Below are 23,015 nucleotides of genomic sequence, written 5' to 3'. Positions count from 1 at the left end.
CCGGGCGCTTCCCTTCGGTCTTGCGTTTCCAACCTTACCAGATCGTTTTTCCGATCCGGCCCCCTGTTGGAGCGGGGTTCGCCTTCTTGGTTTCCCTTTCCGGCGGTTCCGACTCTATCAGATCCTTTTCCGTTCCGTTTCCGGTTCGGATTTGTTTCCGATTCCCCGTCGGAGGGGGTTTTCGCGCCTTCCGGCGTGGCCTCTACTTTAGAGGCTTTTCCCGGTGACTCATAATTGAGTCTTCGGTCAGAATTTCGGCATGCCGAAATTGTTCCCGAGTGGGGGCCGTGCGAGTAGTGGTGTGCCGCCGGTGCGGCGCGAGTGGCTGCCGCAGAACCGTTACGGCTCCGTGGCAACTCGGAGAACACTACGTATCGAGAGGGGTGGTGTCAACCCCTGTTCAGTCAAGGTCGTTGAGCCGGCCTTCGGCGTCCGGCTGGGCGTCCTCCACGCGACGCAGGAGGCGGGTCAGGACCTCGCCGAGGACGCCGCGTTCCTCTGTGGAGAGGTCCTGGAGGAGGTCCTCCTCGAAGACCGAGGCCATGCGCATCGCCTCCAGCCACTTCTCCCGGCCCTCGTCGGTGAGCTCGACGATCACCCGTACGCGGTTGGACTCGTCGCGCTCTCTGGTGACCAGGCCTTCATTCGCCATGCGGTCGATGCGGTGGGTCATGGCGGCCGGGGTGAGGCCGAGGCGCTTGGCGAGGTCGCCGGGGCCCAGACGGTAGGGGGCCCCTGAGACGACGAGGGCCTTGAGGACCTCCCATTCGGCGTTGCTTATGCCGAGGGTGGCCGTCTGGCGTCCGTAGGCGACGTTCATGCGGCGGTTCAGGCGCTGGAGTGCGGAGACGACCTGTTCCACCTGGGGGTCGAGGTCCTGGAACTCACGCTGGTAGGCCGCGATCTGCTGCTCGAGGCTCGGCTCGGCCGAGTTCCTGGGCGGGACCGCGTCTGCGGGATCAGGCATGCGCCGAAGTATGACACGTAACCCATTGGCGTTGAAGTCCTTCGGCATGTACTCTTTAGCTTCGAACTTTAAGGTTGAAGTCTTCAGGGTGAGATCCTCCGGTCTCGCCCTGTTCGGTGTGAGCTAGGCGGTGAGAGAAGTGACGACGGCGATGAGCGCGGCGCTGCGCAGGATCCAGCTGGGGAACGCGCTGAGCGCGTTCGGCAACGGGTTCACGGTTCCGTACCTGTACGTCTACGTGGCGAAGGTTCGGGATCTCGGCGCGAGTACGGCGGGTGTCGTACTGGCGATGCTGGCCGTGGCCGCGCTGGCCGTCCTCCCTTTCACCGGCCGGGTCATCGACCGGCGAGGCCCGCTGCCGGTGGCTGCCGTGGGCACCATCTGCGCCGCCATCGGTTCGCTCGGGCTGGGGCTGTCCAGCTCGGAACCGCTGGTCATCGCCTCGGCGGCGGCGCTGGGTGCGGGGATCGCCGTCATCCAGCCGGCGCTCGCGACGATGATCGTGTGGTGCTCGACGCCCAGGACCCGGTCGCGGGCCTTCGCCACGCAGTTCTTCCTGAACAACCTGGGGCTGGGGCTCGGCGGGCTCATCGGCGGACTGCTGGTCGACGAGTCGCACGCCTCCAGCTTTGTGCGGCTGTTCGGCATCGAGGCCCTGATGTTCCTGGCGCTGGGCGCGGTGGTCGCGACCGTACGGCTGCCGAAGGCTCCGAAGGTCGAGGACGCGGTGCCGGTCGCCGAACGGGCCAAGGGAGCATGGCGGGCGCTGTTCGCGGACCGGCGGATGGTGTGGCTGTGCGTGCTGGGCTTCGTGCTGTTCTTCGCCTGCTACGGACAGTTCGAGTCGGGGCTGGCGGCGTACGCGACCGAGGTGACGCGGATTTCGCCGTCGACGCTGGGGATCGCGCTGGCCGCCAACACGGCGGCGATCGTGGCGGCGCAGTTCGTGGTGCTGAAGCTGGTCGAGGGGCGGCGGCGCAGCCGCGTCATGGCGCTGGTCGGTGCGATATGGACCGTGGCGTGGGTCGCGGCGGGGCTGTCCGGGCTGGTGCCGGGGGCGCATGCGCTGGCTACGGGGCTGCTGATCTCGACGTATGTGCTGTTCGGGTTCGGTGAGTCGATGCTGTCGCCGACGGTGGCGCCGTTGGTGGCCGATCTGGCGCCGAGCGCGCTGATCGGGCAGTACAACTCGGCGTTTGCGCTGGTCAAGCAGATGGCGTTGGCCGTGGGGCCGGCGGTGGGAGCGCTGATGGTGGGGCATGGGATGTACGTGGCGTACATCGGGCTGATGGTTGTCTGTGCGTTGGGGATTGTGGGGTTGGCGTTGCGGCTGGGGCGGCGGCTGACGGTGGCGCAGGACAATCCGCAGCGGGCGGGCGCGGCGGAGCCGCGGGTCTCGCTCGATGCGGCGGAGTCGGTGGTCAAGGTCGCCTGACGCGTGCGGCCGGTGGGGCGGGACTGGGGTGTGTGCCCCGGTCCCGCCCTTTCCCGTATCCGGGGCTGCCTGGGCTGCGTCCCCGGCAGCCCCGGTTTGGGTGCGGGTTCGTCGTTCCGTTGTGCCCCCTCCCCCAAGCTCTTAAGGAGCAGGGGGACCCCCTCGCCGTGCGGAACGCCTGCCCGCGACGGGTGGGTGAGGTCAGGGGCGGGGGAGGGCGAATTCGCACCAGACGGCTTTGCCGCCGCCGGGGGTGCGGCGGGAGCCCCAGGAAGAGGCGATGGTGGCGATGATGGAGATGCCGCGGCCTGCTTCGTCGGCGGGTTCGGCGCGGCGGCGGCGCGGGAGGTGGTCGTCGCCGTCGGTGACTTCGATGATCAGGCGGCGGTCGGTGCGGCGCAGGCGCAGGCGCATGGGTGGGGTGCCGTGCTGGAGGGAGTTGGCGACGAGTTCGCTGGCGGCGAGGACGCCGAGGTCGTGGAGTTCCGGGGAGAAGCGCCAGGAGGCCAGGACGCCGGAGGCGAAGGCGCGGGCGCGGGGAGCCGCTTCGGTGCCGCCGTGGAGTTCGAGGGCGGCGTTGTGGAACAGCTCGGCGTCGTGGCCCGTACGGGCGGGGTGCTGCAGGACCAGGATGGCGATGTCGTCGTCGTGGTCCGGGGAGATGCCCAGGGAACGCAGGAGCCGGTCGCAGATGATGTCGGGGGCGCCGGTGGCGCCGGCGAAGGCCTCTTCCAGGGCCTCGACGCCGTGGTCGATGTCCTTGTCGCGGCGCTCGACCAGGCCGTCGGTGTAGAGGACGGCGGTGGAGCCGGGGGTGAGCGGGACCGTGCCGGAGGTGTGGATCCAGCCTCCCGTGCCCAGGGGCGGGCCCGTCGGCTCGGCGGCGCGGTGGACCGTGCCGTCGGGGTCGCGTACGAGGATGGGCAGGTGGCCGGCCGAGGCGTAGACCAGGCGGCCTTCGTTGGGGTCGTGGACGGCGTAGACGCAGGTGGCGATCTGGCTGGCGTCGATCTCGGAGGCGAGGCCGTCCAGGAGCTGGAGGACCTCGTGCGGCGGGAGGTCGAGGCGGGCGTAGGCGCGTACGGCGGTGCGGAGTTGGCCCATGACGGCGGCGGCGCGCACACCGCGGCCCATGACGTCGCCGATGACCAGGGCCGTGCGGCCGGCACCGAGGGTGATGACGTCGTACCAGTCGCCGCCGACCGCGGCGTCCGTTCCGCCCGGTTGGTACGTGGCGGCCACGCGCAGGTCGTCGGGCTGCTCCAACTCCTGCGGGAGCAGGGAGCGTTGGAGGGTCACCGCGGCCTCGCGCTGGCGGGACTCGCTGGCGCGCAGCCGCTCGGCGGACTCGATCTGGTCGGTGACGTCGGCGCCGAAGACCAGCACGCCGCGGTTGGGGGCGACGCAGGCGATCTCGGGGTCGGGGGCCGGGCCGCTGCCGGCGACCTCGATGGGGGTGCAGGTGAAGGTGTAGTAGCCGTCGCGGGAGCGGTCGAAGCCGGCGCCGCCGGGAACCCTGCGGGACTTGACCGTACGGGGCTTGCCGCTGCGCAGGACCTGGTCCATCAGCGGGATCAGGCCCAGCTCGGCCAGCTCCGGCAGGGCCTCGCGGGCGGTCTGGCCGGGCGGGCGGGTGCCGAAGACGGTGGCGTAGGCGCCGTTGACGTACGCGATGCGGTGCTCGGGGCCGTACACGACCGCCACCAGGGCGGGGACCTTGCCGAGGATGTCGTGGACGGACAGGGCGTCCACGGTGGGGGGTTGTGCCTCGGGAGGCGGTGGGCCGTCGTCGGGCGCCGCGGGGTCGAGGTGCTCGGCGCGGGCGGCGGGGACCGAGCCGGGGGCGGAGTTGGGACCAGCGGGCTGCGGCGGGGCGGCAGCCGCGGCCGCGGACCGGTCGGGCGAGGCCGCCGCGCGGTCGGTCCGGGCGGCGGCGCGCCGCTGTGTGCCGGGGAGTCGGGCGCTCCAGCGCGTGAAGTTCACGGAGGTGTACCTCTTACTTCGCGTCGTCGCGCGGGATCGGGCCGTCGGACTGGCGGTGCCTCCGTGCCGGAGGCCTGGGGAGTGTCGGCTGGGGGCCCTTCCGGCACCCACTGGCGTAATGCAGCAAACGTCCAGAATCCTCGTGATTGTCACTCTTCGCAGATACGAGCCCACCCATGGTCACACGTCCAGTGTGGCCGACCGGACTGACATCCGTCAGACGCCGGGGGCCGGAGCGGAGTTCCTGGCTCCGTTCCGGCCGGGCGCGGACGCGGCCGACGGGGCGTCAACTCGCGGTGGCGGGCAGCCCTGTCGCGGCCCGCTGTCAGCCGTCTTCGCGTGGCCGGACGGTGCCCGCGGCGAGCTCGAACTCGGCGCGCGGGTGTTCCAGTGAGCCGAGCGAGACGATCTCACGTTTGAACAGTCCCGCGAGGGTCCATTCGGCCAGCACCCGCGCCTTGCGGTTGAAGGTGGGCACCCGGCTGAGGTGGTAGACGCGGTGCATCAGCCACGCGGGATAGCCCTTCAGCTTGCGGCCGTAGACGTGCGCGACGCCTTTGTGCAGGCCCAGGGAGGCCACGGAGCCGGCGTACTTGTGCGCGTAGTCCTGGTCCGGCTCGCCGCGCAGGCTCGCGGCGATGTTCTCGGCGAGCACCTTGGCCTGGCGCACCGCGTGCTGGGCGTTGGGGGCGCACTCGCGGCCCGGCTCACCCGCCGTCAGGTCCGGTACGGCCGCGGCGTCGCCCGCCGACCAGGCGTGCTCGACGCCCTCGACGCGCAGGGCGGCGGTGCACTTGAGGCGTCCGCGCTCGTTCAGGGGAAGGCCGGTGGCGGCCAGGATGGGGTGCGGTTTGACGCCCGCGGTCCACACGAGCGTGCGGGTGGGGAAGCGGGCGCCGTCGCTGAGGACGGCGGTGCGGCCCTCGCAGGACTCCAGCCGGGTCTCCAGGCGTACGTCGATGTTGCGGCCGCGCAGCTCGCGGACCGCGTACTGGCCCATCTCCTCGCCCACTTCGGGCAGGATCCGGCCGGTGGCCTCGACCAGGATCCACTTCATGTCCTCGGGCTTGATGTTGTGGTAGTAGCGCACGGCGTAGCGGGCCATGTCCTCCAGTTCGGCCAGCGCCTCCACGCCCGCGTAGCCGCCGCCGACGAAGACGAAGGTCAGGGCGGCGTCGCGGATGCCGGGGTCGCGGGTGGAGGAGGCGATGTCGAGCTGTTCGAGGACGTGGTTGCGCAGGCCGATGGCCTCCTCGACGGTCTTGAAGCCGATGCCGAACTCGGCCAGACCCGGGACCGGGAGGGTGCGCGAGACGGAGCCGGGCGCCAGGACCAGCTCGTCGTAGGTCATCTCGACGGCGCCGGTGCCCTCGTGCTCGGTGGCCAGGGTCTTGACGGCGGCGGTGCGTTTGGCGTGGTCGATGGCGGTGACCTCGCCGATGACGACCTGGCAGTCGGGCAGCACCCGGCGCAGCGGGACGACGACATGGCGCGGGGAGATGGAACCGGCCGCCGCCTCGGGCAGGAAGGGCTGATAGGTCATGTACGGCTCGGGGTCGGCCACCACGATCCGTACGGCGCCCTGCCGCAGCTCCTGTTTGAGCTTCCGCTGCAGGCGCAGCGCCGTGTACATGCCGACATAGCCGCCGCCGACGACGAGAATGCGCGCCGGGTTCTTCGCCGAGAGATCGCTTGCGCCCCCTGCCTTTGAGGACGCCTCCGTTGAGGACGCTGCCTTTGAAGACTCAGGCTTCACAGAGGGCACAGGTGATCTCCTCGCGATGTCGTCCCGGAAAGCACGGCAGGGTTCCATGACGCACCGGCGGCCCGGCTTTGTCCACAGGCCCGGCGAAATGTATGTCTGGTCACCGCACACCGGCCGGACGGACGGCTTCCGCGCTACGCGGCCGTACCGCCCAGGTCAGACGGTCCGTGAAGGGCGGGGAGGGAGTACGGAATCGGGGCGGAAAGCAGACGTACTCCGATCGGGGGGCGGACTGTACGGAACCACCCCCTTCATTCTTGACCTGCGCTCAACTATGTTCGTACCTCGTCGGGGTGCAGCCTTTCGTCGGTACGCCCCGGCAGTCAGGGCGGGGAGTCTCCGGGGGGAGACGTCATTACCGGGGGATCATCTATGCACATTCAGAGCACTCAATGGTCGACAGCCGTCGCGTCTTCGCACGGCTCTGACGGCACCGGTGTCGGCTCAGGCAACGGCAGCGGCACTCACGGCGCCGGGATAGGCGCACATTCGGGCGGGGGCGGCCGCAGCACACCGCTGCGGGTGGACGCCCAGCGCAATCTGGAGCACGTACTGCGCGCGGCACGCGAGGTCTTCGGCGAGCTGGGCTACGGCGCGCCCATGGAGGACGTGGCGCGGCGGGCCCGCGTCGGGGTGGGGACGGTCTACCGCCGCTTCCCCAGCAAGGACGTACTGGTCCGTCGAATAGCCGAGGAGGAGACGTCCCGGCTCACCGAGCAGGCGCGTACGGCCCTCGGCCAGGAGGACGACCCGTGGTCGGCGCTGTCGCGCTTCCTGCGCACGTCGGTGGCCTCGGGCGCGGGGCGGCTGCTGCCGCCGAGCATCCTGCGGGTGGGCGCCGGTCCCGACGGGAGCGCCGAGGCCGAGGCGCGGGTGCCGCAGCAGCGGGTGGCGCCCGTGGCGGACGGCGTGCCGGGCGAGCTGCGGGTGGTCCCGCAGCGCAGCGTGCCCCACGACGAGTCGTCGGCCGAGCCGGTGGCCGAGGTGACGGGCGCCGCGGAAGCGGTGGTCGCGTCCGTGTCCGAGGCGATGCCGTCCTCGGTGTCCGCGCCGCTGGAGGGCGGGGCGGACGGTGACGGCGCTCAGGCGCTGCTGGACGTGGTCGGCCAGCTCGTGGAGCGGGCCAGGGCCGCGGGCGAACTGCGCGCGGATGTCACGGTCGCCGATGTGCTGCTGGTGATCGCGACGGGCGCGCCCTCGCTGCCGGACCCCGCGCAGCAGCAGGCGGCCTCCGCCCGGCTGCTGGAGATCCTGCTGGAGGGTCTGCGCTCGCGTCCCGCGCGCTGATCCGCCTGGTCGGACCGGGTCGGGCGTACGTACCATGCGCGCCAGCTGGGCGCGGGGTCCGTACGCCCTGCACGGCTTTTGGGCACGGCTTTCGGGGCGGGGGTGTGGGACCGGGCTGTTGAGGGCCGGGTCCTTGAGACCAGGACCTTGAGGCCAGGACGTTGAGGCCAGGACCTTGAGGCCGGTCCGCAGGCGCGGTGGGGCTTCTCGTACGGCTTCCCGCGGCCCGTGCGGCAGGGTGTCTGACTTGCCGGGGTTTATGGGACGTTCAGGGAGCATGCCCCGGATGAGTGAACGCTAGTGCTGCCGTACGCGAACTCGCCCCGGATGAGTGGTTGCTCGGCTTGACCGGCGAGCCTTGGCCTCCGATGTGTCACGCTTGCGCGGTGTTCGAGTGTGACAGTGCGTTCGGGGGCCTGCGCGATGGGTGTTGACGGGCGGGACGAGCAGCGCGGCGGTGATCTCGGGTCCGCCGGCGCCGGTGGCTCCGGCGGGCGGCACGCGCGTCAAGTGCCGGGCCAGGGCGGCCCGTTGGGGGCCACTCCCCCGGCCGGGAGCAGGCCGGCGGGCGGCCCCGCCGAGCGGCGCGAGCGCGCCGAGGGGAGCGTGCCCCAGCAGCGCGAGGGCCGCGAGGGTTCCAGCGCCGGATACGGCACGGTCACCGAACTCACTCCGTCCGACAGCGAGTTGATCGCGCGGATGCGGGACGGCGAGGACAGCGCGTACGAGGAGCTGTACCGCCGGCACGCGGAAGCGGTGAAGCGGTACGCGCGCAGCTGCTGCCGGGACGCGCACACCGCCGACGACCTGACCGGCGAGGTGTTCGCCCGTACGCTCCAGGCGGTGCGCGGCGGGGCGGGGCCCGACACCGCCGTACGCGCCTATCTGCTGACCACGGTGCGGCGGGTCGCCGCCGCCTGGGGCAAGACGGCCAAGCGGGAGCAGCTGGTCGAGGACTTCGCTGTCTTCGCGGTGTCGGCGGCCGGATCGTCCCTGGAGGACACCGGGTCGCTGGGCGGCGGCATCGACCTGGGCGCCGATGTGCGCGCCATGCACGAGGCCGAGCAGTCGCTGGCCGTACAGGCCTTCCGCAGTCTGCCGGAGCGCTATCAGACGGTGCTGTGGCACACCGCGGTGGAGGACGAGTCGCCCAGCGAGGTCGCGCCGCTGCTGGGGCTGAGCGCCAATGCGACGGCGGTGCTGGCGCACCGCGCCCGCGAGGGCCTCAAGCAGGCCTATCTGCAGGCGCACGTCAGCCAGGCGCTGACCTCCGAGGGCGACTGCGCGCGCTACGCCGACCGGCTGGGCGCCTACGCGCGCGGCGGGCTGCGGATGCGCGCCGAGCGGGGGCTGCGCAAGCACCTGGAGGAGTGCGCCCGCTGCCGTACGGCCGCAATGGAGGTCGCGGACGTCAACGAGCGGATCCGCGTGGTGCTGCCGGTCGCGGTCATCGGCTGGTTCGCCGCCGGGTACGCGATCAAGACGGCCGTCGCCGCGGCGGGGGTCGCGGGAGCGGGTGCGGCAGCGGGGGCCGGAGCGGCCGCGGCGGCGGGGGGCGCCGGGGGCGCGGGGGCCGGTTCCGGTGCCGGTGCAGCGGGCGCCGGCGGGGCCGCCGCCGAGGGCGTCGGCGCGCCCGTGAAGGTCGGCATCGGCGTGGGCGTGGCCGTAGTGGCGGGCACGGCCCTGGCGATCGCGCTGGCCGGTGGTTCGCCGCCGAAGAAGGAGGCGCACGCCCAGCCGCCCAAGCCGCCGCCGGCCGCGCCGCAGTCGCCCACTCCGGAACCGCCGCCGCCCAGCCCCGAACCGCCGCCACCGCCTCCTCCGCCGAAGCCGGCGCCGCCCGCGCCGAAACCGAAGCCGAAGCCGAAGCCCACTCCCTCCCCCGCGCCCAAACCGGTGCCGCCCAAACCGAAGCCCACCCCGCCGCCGAAGCCGACCCCCAAACCACCGCCGCCCAAGCCGACGCCCAAACCACCGCCGCCCGCCCCCAGTCCGTTCCAGATCAACCGGCTGGACTGGGACTTCATGGGCGACGGCAGCAAGCCCGAGGTGCGGGCGATCAACAGCAGCTGGATGTGGCAGCGGCAGGGCCTGAGCATCGACGGCACGAAGTACGCCCACGGCGTCAGCGTGCACGCGCCGTCGTCGGTGACCATCGACCTCAACCGCCAGTGCACTGCTTATGACGCCATGGCCGGGGTCGACGATCTGGGCATGGGGCTGGGCTCGATGCGGTTCGCCGTCTATGCCGACGGGGTGCGGCTGTGGAGCTCGGGTGTGCTGCGGGGCGGGGAGCCGGCGGTGCCGGTGCATGTGCCGCTGGCCGGGCGCAAGACACTGCGGCTGGTCGTCGAGCCGGAGCACAGGACCGGAGCGGTCTTCGCGGACTGGGCGCAGTCGCAGATCAGCTGCCGGTGACGGGCGGGTCCGCGCGAGGAGTGTCGGTACGAGGGGTGTCGGTACGAGGGGCGTCGGTGCAAGCGGTGCCCACGCCAGGGGTGTCCGCGCGAGGGGTGTCCGCGCGAGGGGTGTCCCTGCGGCCGTCGTCGTAGCCCGCCAGAAGCTCGACGACATCGGCGGGTGTCAGGTGTTCGCCCGCGGCGCGCGCCTGTTCGTACGCGCCGGGGCGTGTGCTCTCCAGGGCCTGGCGTGCCAGGGTCCCGGTGCGGGTGGCGTCCTCCTCGTCGGGCACGTTCCTGGGCAGCGCGCCGCGCCAGGACTGTGCGGCGGCCAGCAGCCGTACCGCGTCGGCGTCGGCGCCCGCCGCGTGCAGGGCGCGGGAGGCGCACTCCGCCGCGCTCGCGAAGGTGGCCTCGGAGCAGTGCAGTTCCTGGCCCCCGGCGAGGGCCTCGCGGCAGATGCGCAGCGCCCGGCGGGCATGGCCCTGCGCGACCGCGATACCGGCCGCGACGACCTGGAGGATGACGGCGAACTGCGGTGGCGGCGTGCCCAGTTCGGCGCTGCGGCAGGCCGCCTCGTACTCCTCTTGCGCCTCGGACACCCGCCCCTGGCGCAGCGCGATACGGGCCCGTACGGCGTGGTTGAAGGCGAGCGGGTCCTGGATGCCCCACTCCGAGGCCTCCTCGTCGGCGCGGCGCAGCGCCTTCTCCGCGGCCGCGAAGTCACCGGCGCTGTAGTGGAGTTCGGCCAGCCGCGCGAGGATGTAGGGCACTTCGGAGTGCGCGCCCAGCTCCTGGGTCAGTGCCAGCGCCCGCTCGTAGGACGCCCTCGCCGGTGCGTACCGGCCGCGGCTCTGGTGTATCTCGCCGGCGGCCTCGCTGATCTGGGCGAGCAGCCAGCGGTCGCCGACCCGGTGGGCGATCTCGGCGAGCTCCTGCTGGTCGGCCTCCGCCTGCCCCAGGCCGCCCGGGGTGTCGATGGCGATATGGGTGTGGAACATCAGCGCGACGCCGATCTCCCAGTCGCCTCCATAGCGGCGGACGTTGGCCAGGGAGGCGGTCATCGAATCGAGGATGCGGAGGTGGCCTTCGAGGAAGTAGCCGGTGAAGGGCCACAGCAGGCCGGGGAAGCGGGCGCTGCCGGGGCGGGGGCGACTGTAGGCACGCAGCAGCAGTTCGGCGACCCGGCGGTGCTCGGGGATGCGGAGGGCGGACTCCATGTGGTCGTCCTGGAGCAGGTAGAAGCGCAGCAGGTGGAGGTCCATCCGGGTCCAGAAGCCCGGGGCGCTCTCGCCTTCCTGGTCCGGCGGCGGGTCGGGGAACATCTGCTGGGCGCGCTCGATCCAGGCCACGCCCTCCTCGCGGTAGTTGCGCAGCCACCAGAACCAGCCCAGCGCAAGGACGAGCCGGACGACGGTGTCCGCCTCGCCCGCGGCGACACAGCGGTGCAGTACGGCGCGTACGTTGTCCAGGTCGGCCTCCAGGCGGGCCAGCCACGGCAGTTGCTCGGCCGAGCGGATGCGCGGCTCGGCGTCCTGGACGAAATCGAGGAAGTGCGCGGTGTGCCGGGCCAGGGCGGCGGCGCGCTCCCGGGGGTGCTCGGCGGCCCGCTCGCGGGCGTACTCGTGGATGGTCTCCAGCATCCGGTAGCGCGGCTCGGCCCGGTGGTCGACGACGAGCAGGGACTTGTCGACGAGGGCGCCGATGACGTCCAGGACGGCGGGGGCGGAGGGCGCGTCGTCCTCCCGGCACACCGCCTCCGCCGAGGCGAGGGTGCAGCCGCCGGCGAAGACCGACAGCCGCCGCAGGACGGCCCGTTCGCAGGCGTCGAGGAGCCCCCAGGACCAGTCCACTACGGCGCGCAGGGTCTGCTGGCGGGGCAGTACGGTGCGGCTGCCGCTGGTCAGCAGCCGGAAGCGGTCGTCCAGGCGGTCGGCGATCTGCCGCGGGGAGAGCAACCGCAGCCGGGCCGCGGCCAGTTCGATGGCCAGCGGCAGGCCGTCCAGGCGGCGGCAGATCTCGTCGACGGCCTCGGGGTCCTCGGCATCGCGGAAACCGGGGCGTACGGTCGCGGCACGCTCGGCGAACAGCCGGTGGGCGGGGCCGGGCCGCAGCGGCTCCAGGGGGCGCAGCACCTCGCCGGGCACCGCCAGCGGCTCGCGGCTGGTGGCCAGGACGGTCAGGCCGGGGCAGTGCGCCAGCAGGCGTTCGGCGAGCGCGGCGGCGGCGTCGATGACGTGCTCGCAGTTGTCCAGGACGAGCAGCAGGCGGCGCGCCGCGCAGTACTCCAGGAGGCGGGTGGTGGGATCGGCGCCTTCCTTGGCCGCGCGGGCCTCCATGGCGGCGGTGAAGACGTTGGTGTCGCGCAGGCCGAGCGCGGAGAGCACCGCGCCCGGTACGGCCCCGGGGTCGTCAAGCGGCGCGAACTCGGCGATCCACACGCCGTCCGGATGGGCGGGCGCGAGGGTGGCGGCGAACTCCTCGGAGAGCCGGGTCTTGCCCGAGCCGCCCGGGCCGGTGAGGGTCACCAGGCGGGCCCCGTCGCGGGTCACGTCGCGGTGCAGGCCCGCCAGTTCGGCCTCGCGGCCGACGAAGGAGGTCAGGCGGGCGCGGAGGTTGCCGCGGGGGCGTGGGGGGCCGGGGTGGCTGGGGTGGGGGGCGTCGTGGGGGTGGGGGCCGTTGTTGGGGTCGGTAGTCGCGGTGGGGTCGGTATGTGCGGTGGGGTCGGTACGGGCGGTGGGGTCGGTACGGGCGGTGGGGCCCGTAAGCGCGGAGGATTCCGTACGTACAGAAGATTCTGTACGTACAGAGGAACCCGTACGCACAGAGGGCCCTTTAGGCGCGGCGGCCCCCGCACCTACCCGCCCCCCATCCAGCAACTGCCCGTAAAGCGACCGGAGTTCGGGCCCGGGGTCCGTGCCGAGGCGGTCGGCCAGCGCGCGTCGCGTCTCCTCGTACGCCTCCAGCGCGTCCGCCGTGCGGCCCGCGTCGCGCAGTGCGCGGATCAACTGCCCGCGCAGTGGCTCGTCCAGGGGGTGGGCCGCCGCCAACTGCCGTATTTCGGGGAGCAGATCCTCGGCGCGTCCCAGCGCCAGATCGGCGTCGATGCGCCGGCGCAGTGCGGTCAGCCGCAGCGCTTCCGGGCGGGCGGCCGCCGCCTCGCGGTCCGGGAGGTCCGCCAGTGCGGGGCCGCGCCACAGGGACAGCGCCGTAGGCAGGGTGCGGGCCGCGGTGGCCGCCTCGCCGGTCCGCAGCTGTTGCGTACCGGCCTCGACGAGGCGCTCGAAGCGCCGCAGATCGACGTCGTCGGGGTCGTCGACGGCGAGGGCGTATCCGCCGGGGACGGAGTGCACCGCGTCCTTGCCCAGCGCCCGCCGCAGCCGTCCGACCAGCGCCTGGACGGCGGCGGGTGCGTCCTGCGGCGCGGGGTCGAGGGCCCAGATCTCCTCCACGAGGGCGGCGACGGTCACCGGGCGGCCGGCGCGCAGCGCGAGCACGGCCAGCAGCGCCCGCACCCGCGGCCCGCCCACCGGCACGGCCCGGTCCCCGTCCCACGCCTCGGTGGCGCCCAGAATCGCGTACCTCACGAGGCCATTGTCAGGGCAGTGACTGACAACGCGGTGCCCGGCCGGGGCTCCGGCGCCTCACCCGGCGCTGTGGGGGCGGCCCGGTTCCGAAGCGGCGCACCGCCCCGCTCACCCCGCCACATGCGGCAACGCGCCGCCCCCGCCCCCCGGCGGCCCCGCCACCGCCCGCTGGCGGGGCGCGTTGGCGCCGGTCCAGCAGGTGCCGCGGCGGGCCAGCAGGCGGCGCAGCCACAGTTCGGTGGAGACCAGTTCCGCCAGGCCGTCCAGGGGGAGGGCGGCGCCCTCCGCCGCCGCGCGCAGGGCCTTGCGGACGACGCGGGCCTCCACCAGCCCCGCGTCGGCCAGCAGCGGGGCGTCGAAGAGGCGGACGAGGTCGCCCACCGAGCCGCGCAGTCCGGCCCGTACGGCCGCGGCGTGGGTGATGTGCGAGGTGGCGCCCCAGCCGGGGGGCAGGTCCCTTATGCCGGCGCCGGACAGGACGGCGCGCAGCACCGCGGCGCGCGCGCCCGGCTGGACGCGGAGGGTGTCGGGCAGCGCGCGGCAGGCGAGCACGACCTGGTTGTCCAGGAAGGGCGCGTGCAGCCGCTGGTTGCGGATCTCCGCGGCCTGTTCGAAGACGCGGTGGTCGGCGGCGTGCCGGGCCAGCGCGGCGCGGGCCCGCCGCTCGCCGGGACGGCCCACCGCGGGGGTGCGCAGCGCCGCGTCGGTCAGACGAACCGATACTTCGGCCAGCGCCTCGCCCGTAAGCCAGCGGGCCGCGGGCCCCGGACGGCACCAGGACAGGGCGGCCAGCGAGGCGTCCACCGCTCCGGCGGCCGGAGCCTCCTCGGCGAGGGCTCCGTGCAGCAGGAGGTCGGCGGTCTCGGAGATGCCGGTGCTGTAGGGGGTACGGGCCAGCCGGCGGGCGGCCCGGTAGACGGTGAAGGGGACCATCACGGACTGCGCGGACGCCCCGTCCGCCTTGGCCAACGCCGTGACCGGGCGCAGCAGATGGCGCCTGCGCCGCTCCATGAGCAGGTCGGCCAGGCGCGCCGGGTGCGCGTCCAGCACCTGCCGGGCGCCGTGGCCGACGAAGTGGTCGGCGCCGCCGGACAGCAGCCGCCTGCGGTGCCGCCCGGCGGTGATCAGGGCGGGGCCCGGCTCGTCGGTGAGCGGGCCGCTGTCCAGGTCGGCGTACGGGAGGGCCTCGGCGCCCGCGGCGACCACGACGTGGTGCAGGCGGGGGTTGTCCGCGATGCTGCGGGCGCGCTCCAGTTCGGCCTCGCGGTAGGCCTGGACGCCGTTGGTGGCGCGGTCGTTGAAGGTGACGGCCAGCAGCCGCTCGCCCTGGCCGTTCATCCGTCCCGGCTGTCCGGGCAGGCCCGCGGCCAGAAGGGCGAGGGTTCCCGAGGCGCTGCCCCCGGAGAGGTCGGCTCCTATGCCGGGGGCCGGTCCGCCGCGGGCCGCGCGTCGCTCCGCGGGCCCCATGCCGGGCACGGGGCCGGGGTCCAGGCCCTCCAGGCCGTCGGGGTCGGGCACGTGCCGCGGCGCGGCGAGCCGGACGCGTACGGCCTCCACGAGCGCTTCCCGTACGCCGTCCACGGCCTGGTCGGGGGCGAGTTGGGGCGCGGAGACGGCCAGCGAGGCGGTGGGCTCGTAGGAGGTGATCTCGGTGCTGCCGCCGCGCAGCACCAGGGCGTGGCCGGGGGCGACGCGCCGCACGCCCGCGTACGGGGTGCCGCTGCCCATCGCCTCCGGGGCGTCGGGGCAGGCCAGCAGCGCGGCCAGATGGCCCACGTCCAGGCTGGCCTCGATGAGGTCGGCCAGCGGCAGGGCGGCGGTGGCGTACGCGGTGCCGCCCGCCCACGGGGTGTGGAAGACGGGCCGGGCGCCGGCGAGGTCTCCGGTGACGGTGATGCGGCGCCCGATCTGGACGACGGCCGTATAGCTGCCGGGCCAGGCGGTGAGGTGGCGCAGCGCGCCGCCGCGGGCCGCGAACAGGCCCACGCGCAACTGGTCGTCGGTGGCGCCGCAGACGCCGAAGACGGCGAGCCGGGTCTGAGCATCGGCCTGGACCACGCGCACTTCGTCCGGCCGCCAGTCGCCGACGGCCCACAGGGGGTCCGGGTCGCCCCACAGGAGCTGGGCCCCTACGGGCAGGACCGTGCGGCCCTCTTCGGCGGGGGCCCGGCCCGTGGCGGTACTGCTCCACCCCACCAACCACCGCATTGCCGCCTCCACCCCATTCGCCGTCCATGCGGACGGACTGCCACCCCGTACAGCGGATCGCACAGTCGTTGTGCCGACCATGCTGCCACGGCACGGGCGTACGGGAGGCGCCAAAGGGGGTCCGTATACGGACCGTTGGGGGCCGTGCGCGGGGCGCGGGGAGCGCGTGGCGTGCGGGGCACCGGCATCCGGCGGGGCCCGCGCTCATCGAGGGGCCCGGCGGATACCGCGCTCGTGTCAGCGGCCGGCGGAGCCCGCGCTCGCGCGGGAGGGCGGTGGCGCGGGTGCGGTACGGGGCGCAGCGGGTGCGGTACGGGGCGCGGGAAAACGCTCACGGCGCGAATGCGTCGGGCGGTGCGTTTCGGCCAAAGTCCGTTCCGTACTACCTAGTTGAAGCCGCACGCATCCGCGGGCGCCGGCCGGTGCGACAGTCCGGGAGGCGGGACTCGCCCCCCGGACCGGACCGCCACCCGCGGGGAATGAGGTGGCGGTGTCCCCCAGCCCACTGGATCCAGTGCAGCGGGCCGACCCACGCACGAACCATGGAAGCGCTCCCGCCCCTGGGCTGCCAGCGCGCACACACGGGCGCACGGCAACACGTACCCGGAGCACATGCCACGGCCCGCACCCCCGTTTGGACTTGAATCCCGCCATCCGAGACATCAGCCCTTAACGGTCGGGATTCGGCGAACTACTCTGGGTGGACGCATGTCCCGGGGGGAGACCGGGGCGGCCGTCGCTTGGTCGAGGGGTGCGCATGTCCAGGGATATACGTGGGCCGAACGAAAAGCTCGGCACCGTTCTCGCCCTCGCGGGGATCAGCAATGCCGGTCTCGCCCGCAGGGTCAACGACCTCGGTGCGCAACGCGGTTTGACGCTTCGCTACGACAAGACCTCGGTCGCCCGGTGGGTGTCCAAGGGAATGGTTCCCCAGGGCGCCGCGCCCCACTTGATCGCGGCTGCCATCGGCAGCAAGCTCGGGCGGCCCGTGCCGCTGCACGAGATCGGGCTGGCGGACGCCGACCCCGCCCCTGAAGTGGGGCTGGCCTTCCCGCGCGATGTGGGGGCCGCGGTGCGGTCCGCCACGGAGCTGTACCGACTGGATCTGGCCGGACGGCGGGCGGGCGGCGGCGGCATCTGGCAGAGCCTGGCCGGATCCTTCGCCGTGAGCGCGTACGCGACCCCCACCTCGCGGTGGCTGATCTCGCCCGCCGACAGCTCGGTGGCGCGGGACGCGGCCGAGATCCGCGAGCGGGACGGCGGCGCCACTACGGGCATGGAGGCCCCGGCCTCGCTGCACGTGGGCCACAGCGATGTCACCAAGCTGCGGGAGGCGGCCGAGGACGCGCGCCGCTGGGACTCCAAGTACGGCGGCGGCGACTGGCGTTCGTCGATGGTGCCGGAGTGCCTGCGGGTGGACGCGGCACCGTTACTCCTCGCCTCGTACAGCGATGACGTGGGACGCGCGCTGTTCGGGGCGACCGCCGAGCTGACCCGGCTCGCGGGGTGGATGGCCTTCGACACGGGCCAGCAGGAGGCCGCTCAGCGGTACTACATCCAGGCGCTGCGGCTGGCGCGCGCCGCCGCCGATGTCCCCTTGGGGGGATATGTCCTGGCCTCGATGTCGCTCCAGGCGACGTACCGGGGCTTCGCCGACGAGGGCGTGGACCTGGCGCAGGCCGCTCTGGAGCGCAACCGCGGGCTGGCCACGGCCCGCACGATGAGCTTCTTCCGCCTGGTGGAGGCCCGCGCCCAGGCCAAGGCCGGTGACGCGCGCGCCTGCGAGGTGGCGCTGAAGGCCGCCGAGGGCTGGCTGGAGCGCTCGCGCGAGGGCGACTCCGACCCGTCCTGGCTGGACTTCTACTCCTACGAGCGCTTCGCCGCCGACGCCGCCGAGTGCTACCGCGACCTCAGGATGCCGCGCCAGGTGCGGCGCTTCACCGAACAGGCGCTGTGCCGCCCGACCGAGGAGTTCGTGCGCTCCCACGGGCTGCGGCTGGTGGTGTCGGCCGTCGCGGAGCTGGAGTCGGGCAACCTGGACGCGGCGTGCGCGCAGGGCACCCGGGCGGTGGAAGTGGCGGGCCGGATCTCGTCGGCGCGTACGACGGAGTACGTACGCGACCTGCTGCACCGCCTGGAGCCGTACGGCGACGAACCGCGGGTCATGGAGCTGCGGGAGCGCGCGCGGCCGCTGCTGGTCGCGCCGGTGTGAGGCGGGGCGCGGGGCGGGGTGGGCGGGTGGCCGGACAGCTGCTGGGCGGGCGGCCGGGCAGCCGCCGGGCGCCCGCTGGGTACGGCCCTCTCGCACGCACCCCCTCCACAGCGGTATAACCCCTGTTCAACAGAGGTGCACACGGAATTGTCAGTGCCCCACGTCATCATGGGGTACATCGGTGGTGATGTCGCGGGCCGGCACGGTGCCGGGTGCGGACGTGACGTAGTGCGCAAGGCTGTTCGCGATGGGGATCGCGCGATGGGGATGGGGAGGGGCTGTGGCGGCGTACGAAAGCGACGTGCTGGTGATCGGTGCCGGCATCGTGGGGCTCTCGACGGCGTATGCCCTCACGCGCGCCGCGCCCGGTACGCGCGTGACGGTGCTGGAGAAGGAGCCGGGACCGGCCCGCCACCAGACGGGGCGCAACAGCGGCGTGATCCACAGCGGGATCTACTACGCGCCCGGCTCCCTCAAGGCCCGCTACGCCCTCACGGGCTCGGCCGAGATGGTCAAGTTCTGCGCGGAGCACGGCATCGCACACGAGGTCACGGGCAAGCTGATCGTCGCCACCGAGCGCGCCGAACTGCCCCGGCTGCACGCGCTCATCCAGCGCGGGCGGGAGCACGGCCTGCCGGTGCGTGAGCTGGGCCCGGCCCAGATCGCGGAGTACGAGCCGGAGGTGCGCGGCCTCGCCGCCATCCATGTCGGCACGACCGGCGTGTGCGATTTCGGCGCGGTGGCGCGCCAGCTGGCCCGCCTGTCGGCCGACGCCGGCACCCACCTCGCGTACGGCTCCGAGGTGCGCGCCATCAGCCGCCGCCCCGGCCGCGTCGCGGTGCGTACGGCCTCGGGTGCGGTGCACCGCGCCCGCGTCCTGATCAACTGCGCGGGCCTGCACTGCGACCGCATCGCGCGGCTGGCGGGCGACGCCCCGGGCATGCGGATCGTCCCCTTCCGTGGCGAGTACTACTCCCTGGACCCCGCCCGCAGCTCCCTGGTGCGCGGCCTGGTCTACCCCGTCCCCGACCCCGCCTTCCCCTTCCTGGGCGTCCACCTCACCCGCGGCGTCGACGGCTCGGTCCACCTCGGCCCCAATGCCGTGCCCGCCCTGGCCCGCGAGGGCTACCGCTGGCGGACCGTGCGCCCCGCCGAGCTGACCGGCACCCTCGCCTACCCCGGCACCTGGCACATAGCCCGCCGCCACTGGCGCTACGGCACCACCGAGATCCACCGCTCCCTGTCCAAGCGCGCCTTCACCGACACCGTCCGCCGCCTCCTGCCCGCCGTGGAGGAAGCGGACCTGCTCCCCTCCCCCGCCGGCGTCCGCGCCCAGGCCGTCCTCCCCGACGGCACCCTCGCCGACGACTTCCTCATCACCCAGACCCCGCAGACCATCCACGTCCTCAACGCCCCCTCCCCGGCGGCCACGGCCTCCCTCCCGATCGGCCGGGAAATCGCGCGGCGGGCGCTGGGGGTGCTGGGGAGGGGTGGGGGTAGTTGAGGGGGTGAGAGGTTGAGGGGTTTCGAGTGAGGAGACGCGCCCCACCTCCAGGCTCCTCGCCCCCAGACTCCTCGCCCCCAGACTCCTCGCCTCCAGGCGCCTCGCCCCCAGACTCCTCGCCTCCAGGCGCCCGGCTGCCCGGGCCCCTGGCGCACCGCCCGTAGAATCGACGCACTGTGTCCGAGAACTCCGCGCACCCCGCGCTCCCCGCCGAATCCGTGACGTCCGAGCTGGACGGGCAGGCCGAGCGGCCCGCGCAGGCCGACGCCCGGCCCGCGTCGCAGCAGGGCCCGCAGCCCTCGCACGGCGCAGCCGACGCCCCCGGCTCACCCGCCCCGCGTACCGCGCGCGGCTCCCGCGGTGAGCCGATGTTCCCCGACGGCACGGGCCCCGCGGCCGACCCGGCGGGCTCGCACCACGAGCGCCGGATCCGTTCCTTCCAGCCCCGCCGCAGCCGGGTCACCCCCGGCCAGGCCGACGCGCTGCGCCGCCTGTGGCCCAAGTGGGGCCTGGACATCGACGGCCTCTCCCGTATCGACCTGGACGCCCTCTTCGACGGCCGCCCGGTCGTCCTGGAGATCGGCTTCGGCATGGGCGAGGCCACCGCCCAGATGGCCGCCGACGACCCGGACACCGGCATCCTCGCCTGCGACGTGCACACGCCAGGTCAGGGCAACCTGCTCAATCTCGCGGAGCGGAACAGCCTGTCCAACATCCGGGTCGCCAACGGCGACGCGATCATCCTGCTCCGCGAGATGATCGCCCCCGGCTCACTCGCCGGCCTGCGCGTCTACTTCCCCGACCCCTGGCACAAGAAGCGCCACCACAAGCGGCGGCTGATCCAGCCCGAGTTCATCTCCCTGGTCACCACCCGCCTGGCCCCCGGCGCCATCGTGCACTGCGCCACGGACTGGGAGCCGTACGCCGAGCAGATGCTCGAGGTCCTCTCCGCCGAGCCCACCCTGGAGAACCTCCACCCCGGCTACGCCCCGCGCCCGGACTTCCGCCCCCTGACCAAGTTCGAGGGCCAGGGCCTGGACAAGGGACACGTCGTCCACGACCTCCTCTTCCGCCGCCGCCCGGACGGCACGGAGGGCTCATAGGAGTCTGCGGCTGCTGCGACCGCTGCGACTTCGGGCAGCTCCAGCAGTACGGAGGCCGTGGGACGTACCCGTACGCCCCACCACCGACCGCCTCCGACCACCCCCAACCACAACAAGTCATCCCGCAACCATCCGTAAGTCATCCCCAAGCCATCCCTGGCCGTGACCAAGCCATCCCCGGCTCTCCTTCCCCCGGCCACCGCACAGCAGCGCCGCGCATGGTTAGGGTCGATAGGTGCACCCGTCCCAGCCGCCCTCGCAACCGCCGATGCCGGCCCGGCCGCCCGGCCGGCCACCCCTGCCGGCCTGCCCGCCCGCCCCTGACCACGCCGCCACACCATCGGACGAGGCGCAGGCTCAGGCGCAGGCTCAAGCCCTGGCGCAGCACTGGCCCCACCCGCCGCACCAGGCACCGGGCCAGGCTCCGTACGGGCCCGCGTACGCAGCGCCGTACCCGGCCCCGTACACACCCCCCTCGCGCTGGACGGCCCTGTGGCAAGGCCTCAAGCGCACGCTCTGGCACAACAAGACGACCCGCGCCATAGCGATCTTCACCCTGCTCGCCCTGTGCGGCGTGGTGATCCTCGCGATGGTGCGCCAGCAGACGGGTACGCAGGGCTTTCTCGTCGGCCTGGGGCTGGCGGTCTTCCCCGTACCGCTGCTGATAGCGGCCTTCCGCTGGCTGGACCGAATAGACCCGGCCCCATGGCGCAGCCTTGCCTTCGCCTTCGCCTGGGGCGCCTGCGCCGCCACGCTCGTCGCGATCCTGGCCAACAGCTTCGCGACCGACTGGCTGGCGACGAACCTGAGCGCCGCCTCGCCCTCCGACGCCGAGACCTGGGGCGCCACGGCCATAGCGCCGGTGGTGGAGGAGTCGGTCAAGGCCATCTCCATCCTCCTGCTGTACCTCTTCCGCCGCAGGGACTTCGACGGGATCACCGACGGCATCGTCATAGCGGGCATCACCGCCACCGGCTTCGCCTTCACCGAGAACATCCTCTATCTCGGCAGCGCGTTCGGGCAGGACCAGGACCTGGGCTACACGGGCCTGAACTCCATCACCGCGGGCACCTTCTTCGTCCGCGTCATCATGTCCCCGTTCGCCCACCCTCTCTTCACCGTCCTGACCGGCCTGGCCTTCGGTATCGCGGCCACCCGCTACCCCCGCCGCCGCCCCCTGCGCATCGCCCTCCCCCTCCTCGGCTGGCTGACCGCGGTCCTCCTCCACTCCGCCTGGAACGGCGCCTCCACCCTCGGCGGCTTCGGCTTCCTGACCGTCTACGGCCTGTTCATGGTCCCGGTCTTCGCCGCCCTGACCTGGCTCGCCGTCTGGGCCCGCCAGCAGGACCTGCGCTCCCTGCCCTCCTACCTGCGCCCGTACGCCACAGCCGGCTGGCTCGCCCCCACCGACCCCGTGGCCCTCTCCAACCTCAAGACCCGCTCCATAGCCCGCGAAATAGCCCGCCGCACCCAGGGCCCCACCGCCGCCCGCACCATCTCCGACTACACCGCCCTGGCCACCTCCCTGGCCCTCCTCCGCCGCCGAGCCCACCGCTCCGGCCCCACCCCCACCTTCACCACCCTCGAACACTCCCTCCTCACCCGCCTCTGGCCCCTAACCCCCACCTCCCACCCCACCTACACCCAAGCCCTCCACCACACCCACCGCCCATACCCCCCTCACCTGCCCCCTCCGCCCTACGGCCCACCGCCGGGCACCCCGTACACCCACCCCCCGGGCCGCCACCGCTGACGCCCGGGCCCCCACCCCTGCAGAGTCTCTTGTTGGTGCGGCCCCAAGTACAAGAAAGGCGCTGCGGCAACCCGGCACACACGACCTTGCAACTTGGCTGGAAGCCCACCACCCCGACGGCGGTCTGGCGCACCCGCCCCGTCCGCTTGAGCAACTGACTTGCGAAGAGGCAATCGCCATGGGGTAGAACGAAGCAGTTCTGTTCGACTCAAGCAGCGGGCGGGACTGGGCTCGTCCTGTGACGGGAGGGGAAGTTATGGGGTACGGCTCCGCGGGATTCCAGCTGAACGCTTCGGAGATGATTAAGGCATCGAGGGGCATGGTCGAGGTGATGCGTGGCACGCGCGACACCACGATCGCTCTGTCCCACGAGTTATCCCAGCAGGAGGGGATGGCCGGGGACGACGATGCCGGGCAAGCCTTCGCGAAGATGTACGAGCCGGCAGCCAAGATCACTGTCGACCAGATGGGGTTCAGCGCCTACGTGCTGGGGCAGACCAGTGCCGGGCTGATGCAGACCGCCCGCGAATACATGGCCACGGACAGCCAGATCGCCAAAATCCTGAACAAGCAGGAGGATCTCTCCCAAGGACTGGCCAACCCCAACGACGACTGCCAGGAGTCTTTCCTTTCCTTAGGCCAAGAACTCCCCGAAGTGATCGGCGACACCGCCTGGTACCACCAGTACCGCCCCGGCGGTGGAGAGCGCTTCCGAGGCTCCCCGGACAAACTCCGGGGTCTGCTGCAGATTTGGGTGACAAGTGTGGTCACGCGGCCTGGGCGGCCGGTGTAGTCATGACGGTTTCGTACTC

The 23,015-nt window shown here is 73.1% G+C and carries 13 protein-coding genes; 8 read left to right on the top strand and 5 right to left on the bottom strand.

The genetic code is table 11. The annotated features are described in order from the left end of the window. Nucleotides 1-400: 400 nt before the first annotated feature. Entirely contained in the window at nt 401-967 is a 567-nt protein-coding gene (locus AC4IJH_RS39710) for a MarR family winged helix-turn-helix transcriptional regulator (protein ID WP_490856873.1), read from the bottom strand. A gap of 139 nt (nt 968-1,106) precedes the next feature. On the opposite strand from AC4IJH_RS39710, the gene AC4IJH_RS39705 reads away from it, so the two are divergent. Beyond that, a complete protein-coding gene (locus AC4IJH_RS39705; RefSeq protein ID WP_490856872.1) occupies nt 1,107-2,402 on the top strand; it encodes an MFS transporter in 1,296 nt (431 codons plus the stop codon). A 201-nt stretch (nt 2,403-2,603) separates the two neighbouring features. On the opposite strand, the gene AC4IJH_RS39700 is transcribed toward AC4IJH_RS39705, so the two are convergent. Beyond that, nucleotides 2,604-4,385, bottom strand: coding sequence for an ATP-binding SpoIIE family protein phosphatase (locus AC4IJH_RS39700; protein ID WP_490856871.1), 1,782 nt, complete (start codon nt 4,383-4,385; stop codon nt 2,604-2,606). 325 nt (nt 4,386-4,710) lie between these two features. Beyond that, nucleotides 4,711-6,018 carry an NAD(P)/FAD-dependent oxidoreductase gene (locus tag AC4IJH_RS39695; protein WP_490856870.1) on the bottom strand — a complete coding sequence of 436 codons (1,308 nt, stop codon included), beginning with the start codon at nt 6,016-6,018 and terminating at the stop codon, nt 4,711-4,713. A 504-nt stretch (nt 6,019-6,522) separates the two neighbouring features. Between AC4IJH_RS39695 and AC4IJH_RS39690 the strand changes: the two genes are divergently transcribed. After that, nucleotides 6,523-7,437, top strand: a complete 915-nt coding sequence (locus AC4IJH_RS39690) for a TetR/AcrR family transcriptional regulator (protein WP_490856869.1) — start codon at nt 6,523-6,525, stop codon at nt 7,435-7,437. 423 nt (nt 7,438-7,860) lie between these two features. Further along, the gene (locus AC4IJH_RS39685) at nt 7,861-9,855 is read left to right on the top strand and encodes a sigma-70 family RNA polymerase sigma factor (protein WP_490856868.1); all 1,995 of its coding nucleotides are present in this window, start codon (nt 7,861-7,863) and stop codon (nt 9,853-9,855) included. On the opposite strand, the gene AC4IJH_RS39680 is transcribed toward AC4IJH_RS39685, so the two are convergent. Together AC4IJH_RS39680 and AC4IJH_RS39675 are read right to left on the bottom strand one after the other, a co-directional pair. Beyond that, the gene (locus tag AC4IJH_RS39680) at nt 9,842-13,423 is read right to left on the bottom strand and encodes an AfsR/SARP family transcriptional regulator (protein ID WP_490856867.1); all 3,582 of its coding nucleotides are present in this window, start codon (nt 13,421-13,423) and stop codon (nt 9,842-9,844) included. The genes AC4IJH_RS39685 and AC4IJH_RS39680 overlap by 14 nt on opposite strands. A 108-nt stretch (nt 13,424-13,531) precedes the next feature. Beyond that, nucleotides 13,532-15,631, bottom strand: a complete 2,100-nt coding sequence (locus AC4IJH_RS39675) for an asparagine synthase-related protein (protein WP_490856866.1) — start codon at nt 15,629-15,631, stop codon at nt 13,532-13,534. A 757-nt stretch (nt 15,632-16,388) separates the two neighbouring features. Here AC4IJH_RS39675 and AC4IJH_RS39670 point away from each other — a divergent pair. From AC4IJH_RS39670 to AC4IJH_RS39650, 5 genes are all read left to right on the top strand, one after another. After that, nucleotides 16,389-17,843 carry an NsdA family TPR-like regulatory protein gene (locus AC4IJH_RS39670; RefSeq protein WP_490856865.1) on the top strand — a complete coding sequence of 485 codons (1,455 nt, stop codon included), beginning with the start codon at nt 16,389-16,391 and terminating at the stop codon, nt 17,841-17,843. A gap of 280 nt (nt 17,844-18,123) precedes the next feature. Continuing rightward, nucleotides 18,124-19,347, top strand: coding sequence for an L-2-hydroxyglutarate oxidase (gene lhgO / locus AC4IJH_RS39665; protein ID WP_490856864.1), 1,224 nt, complete (start codon nt 18,124-18,126; stop codon nt 19,345-19,347). Nucleotides 19,348-19,523: 176 nt separating this feature from the next. Further along, nucleotides 19,524-20,450, top strand: a complete 927-nt coding sequence (gene trmB / locus AC4IJH_RS39660) for a tRNA (guanosine(46)-N7)-methyltransferase TrmB (protein WP_490856863.1) — start codon at nt 19,524-19,526, stop codon at nt 20,448-20,450. 235 nt (nt 20,451-20,685) lie between these two features. Next, on the top strand, nt 20,686-22,203 hold the full coding sequence (locus tag AC4IJH_RS39655; RefSeq protein WP_490856862.1) for a PrsW family intramembrane metalloprotease: 1,518 nt from the start codon (nt 20,686-20,688) through the stop codon (nt 22,201-22,203). 319 nt (nt 22,204-22,522) lie between these two features. After that, nucleotides 22,523-22,996 carry a hypothetical protein gene (locus AC4IJH_RS39650; RefSeq protein ID WP_490856861.1) on the top strand — a complete coding sequence of 158 codons (474 nt, stop codon included), beginning with the start codon at nt 22,523-22,525 and terminating at the stop codon, nt 22,994-22,996. Nucleotides 22,997-23,015 lie beyond the last annotated feature (19 nt).

Source organism: Streptomyces sp. UF-297, assembly GCF_058245575.1.
Note: the sequence above shows the minus strand (reverse complement) of the source record. Positions and strands in the feature narration are given on the sequence as shown.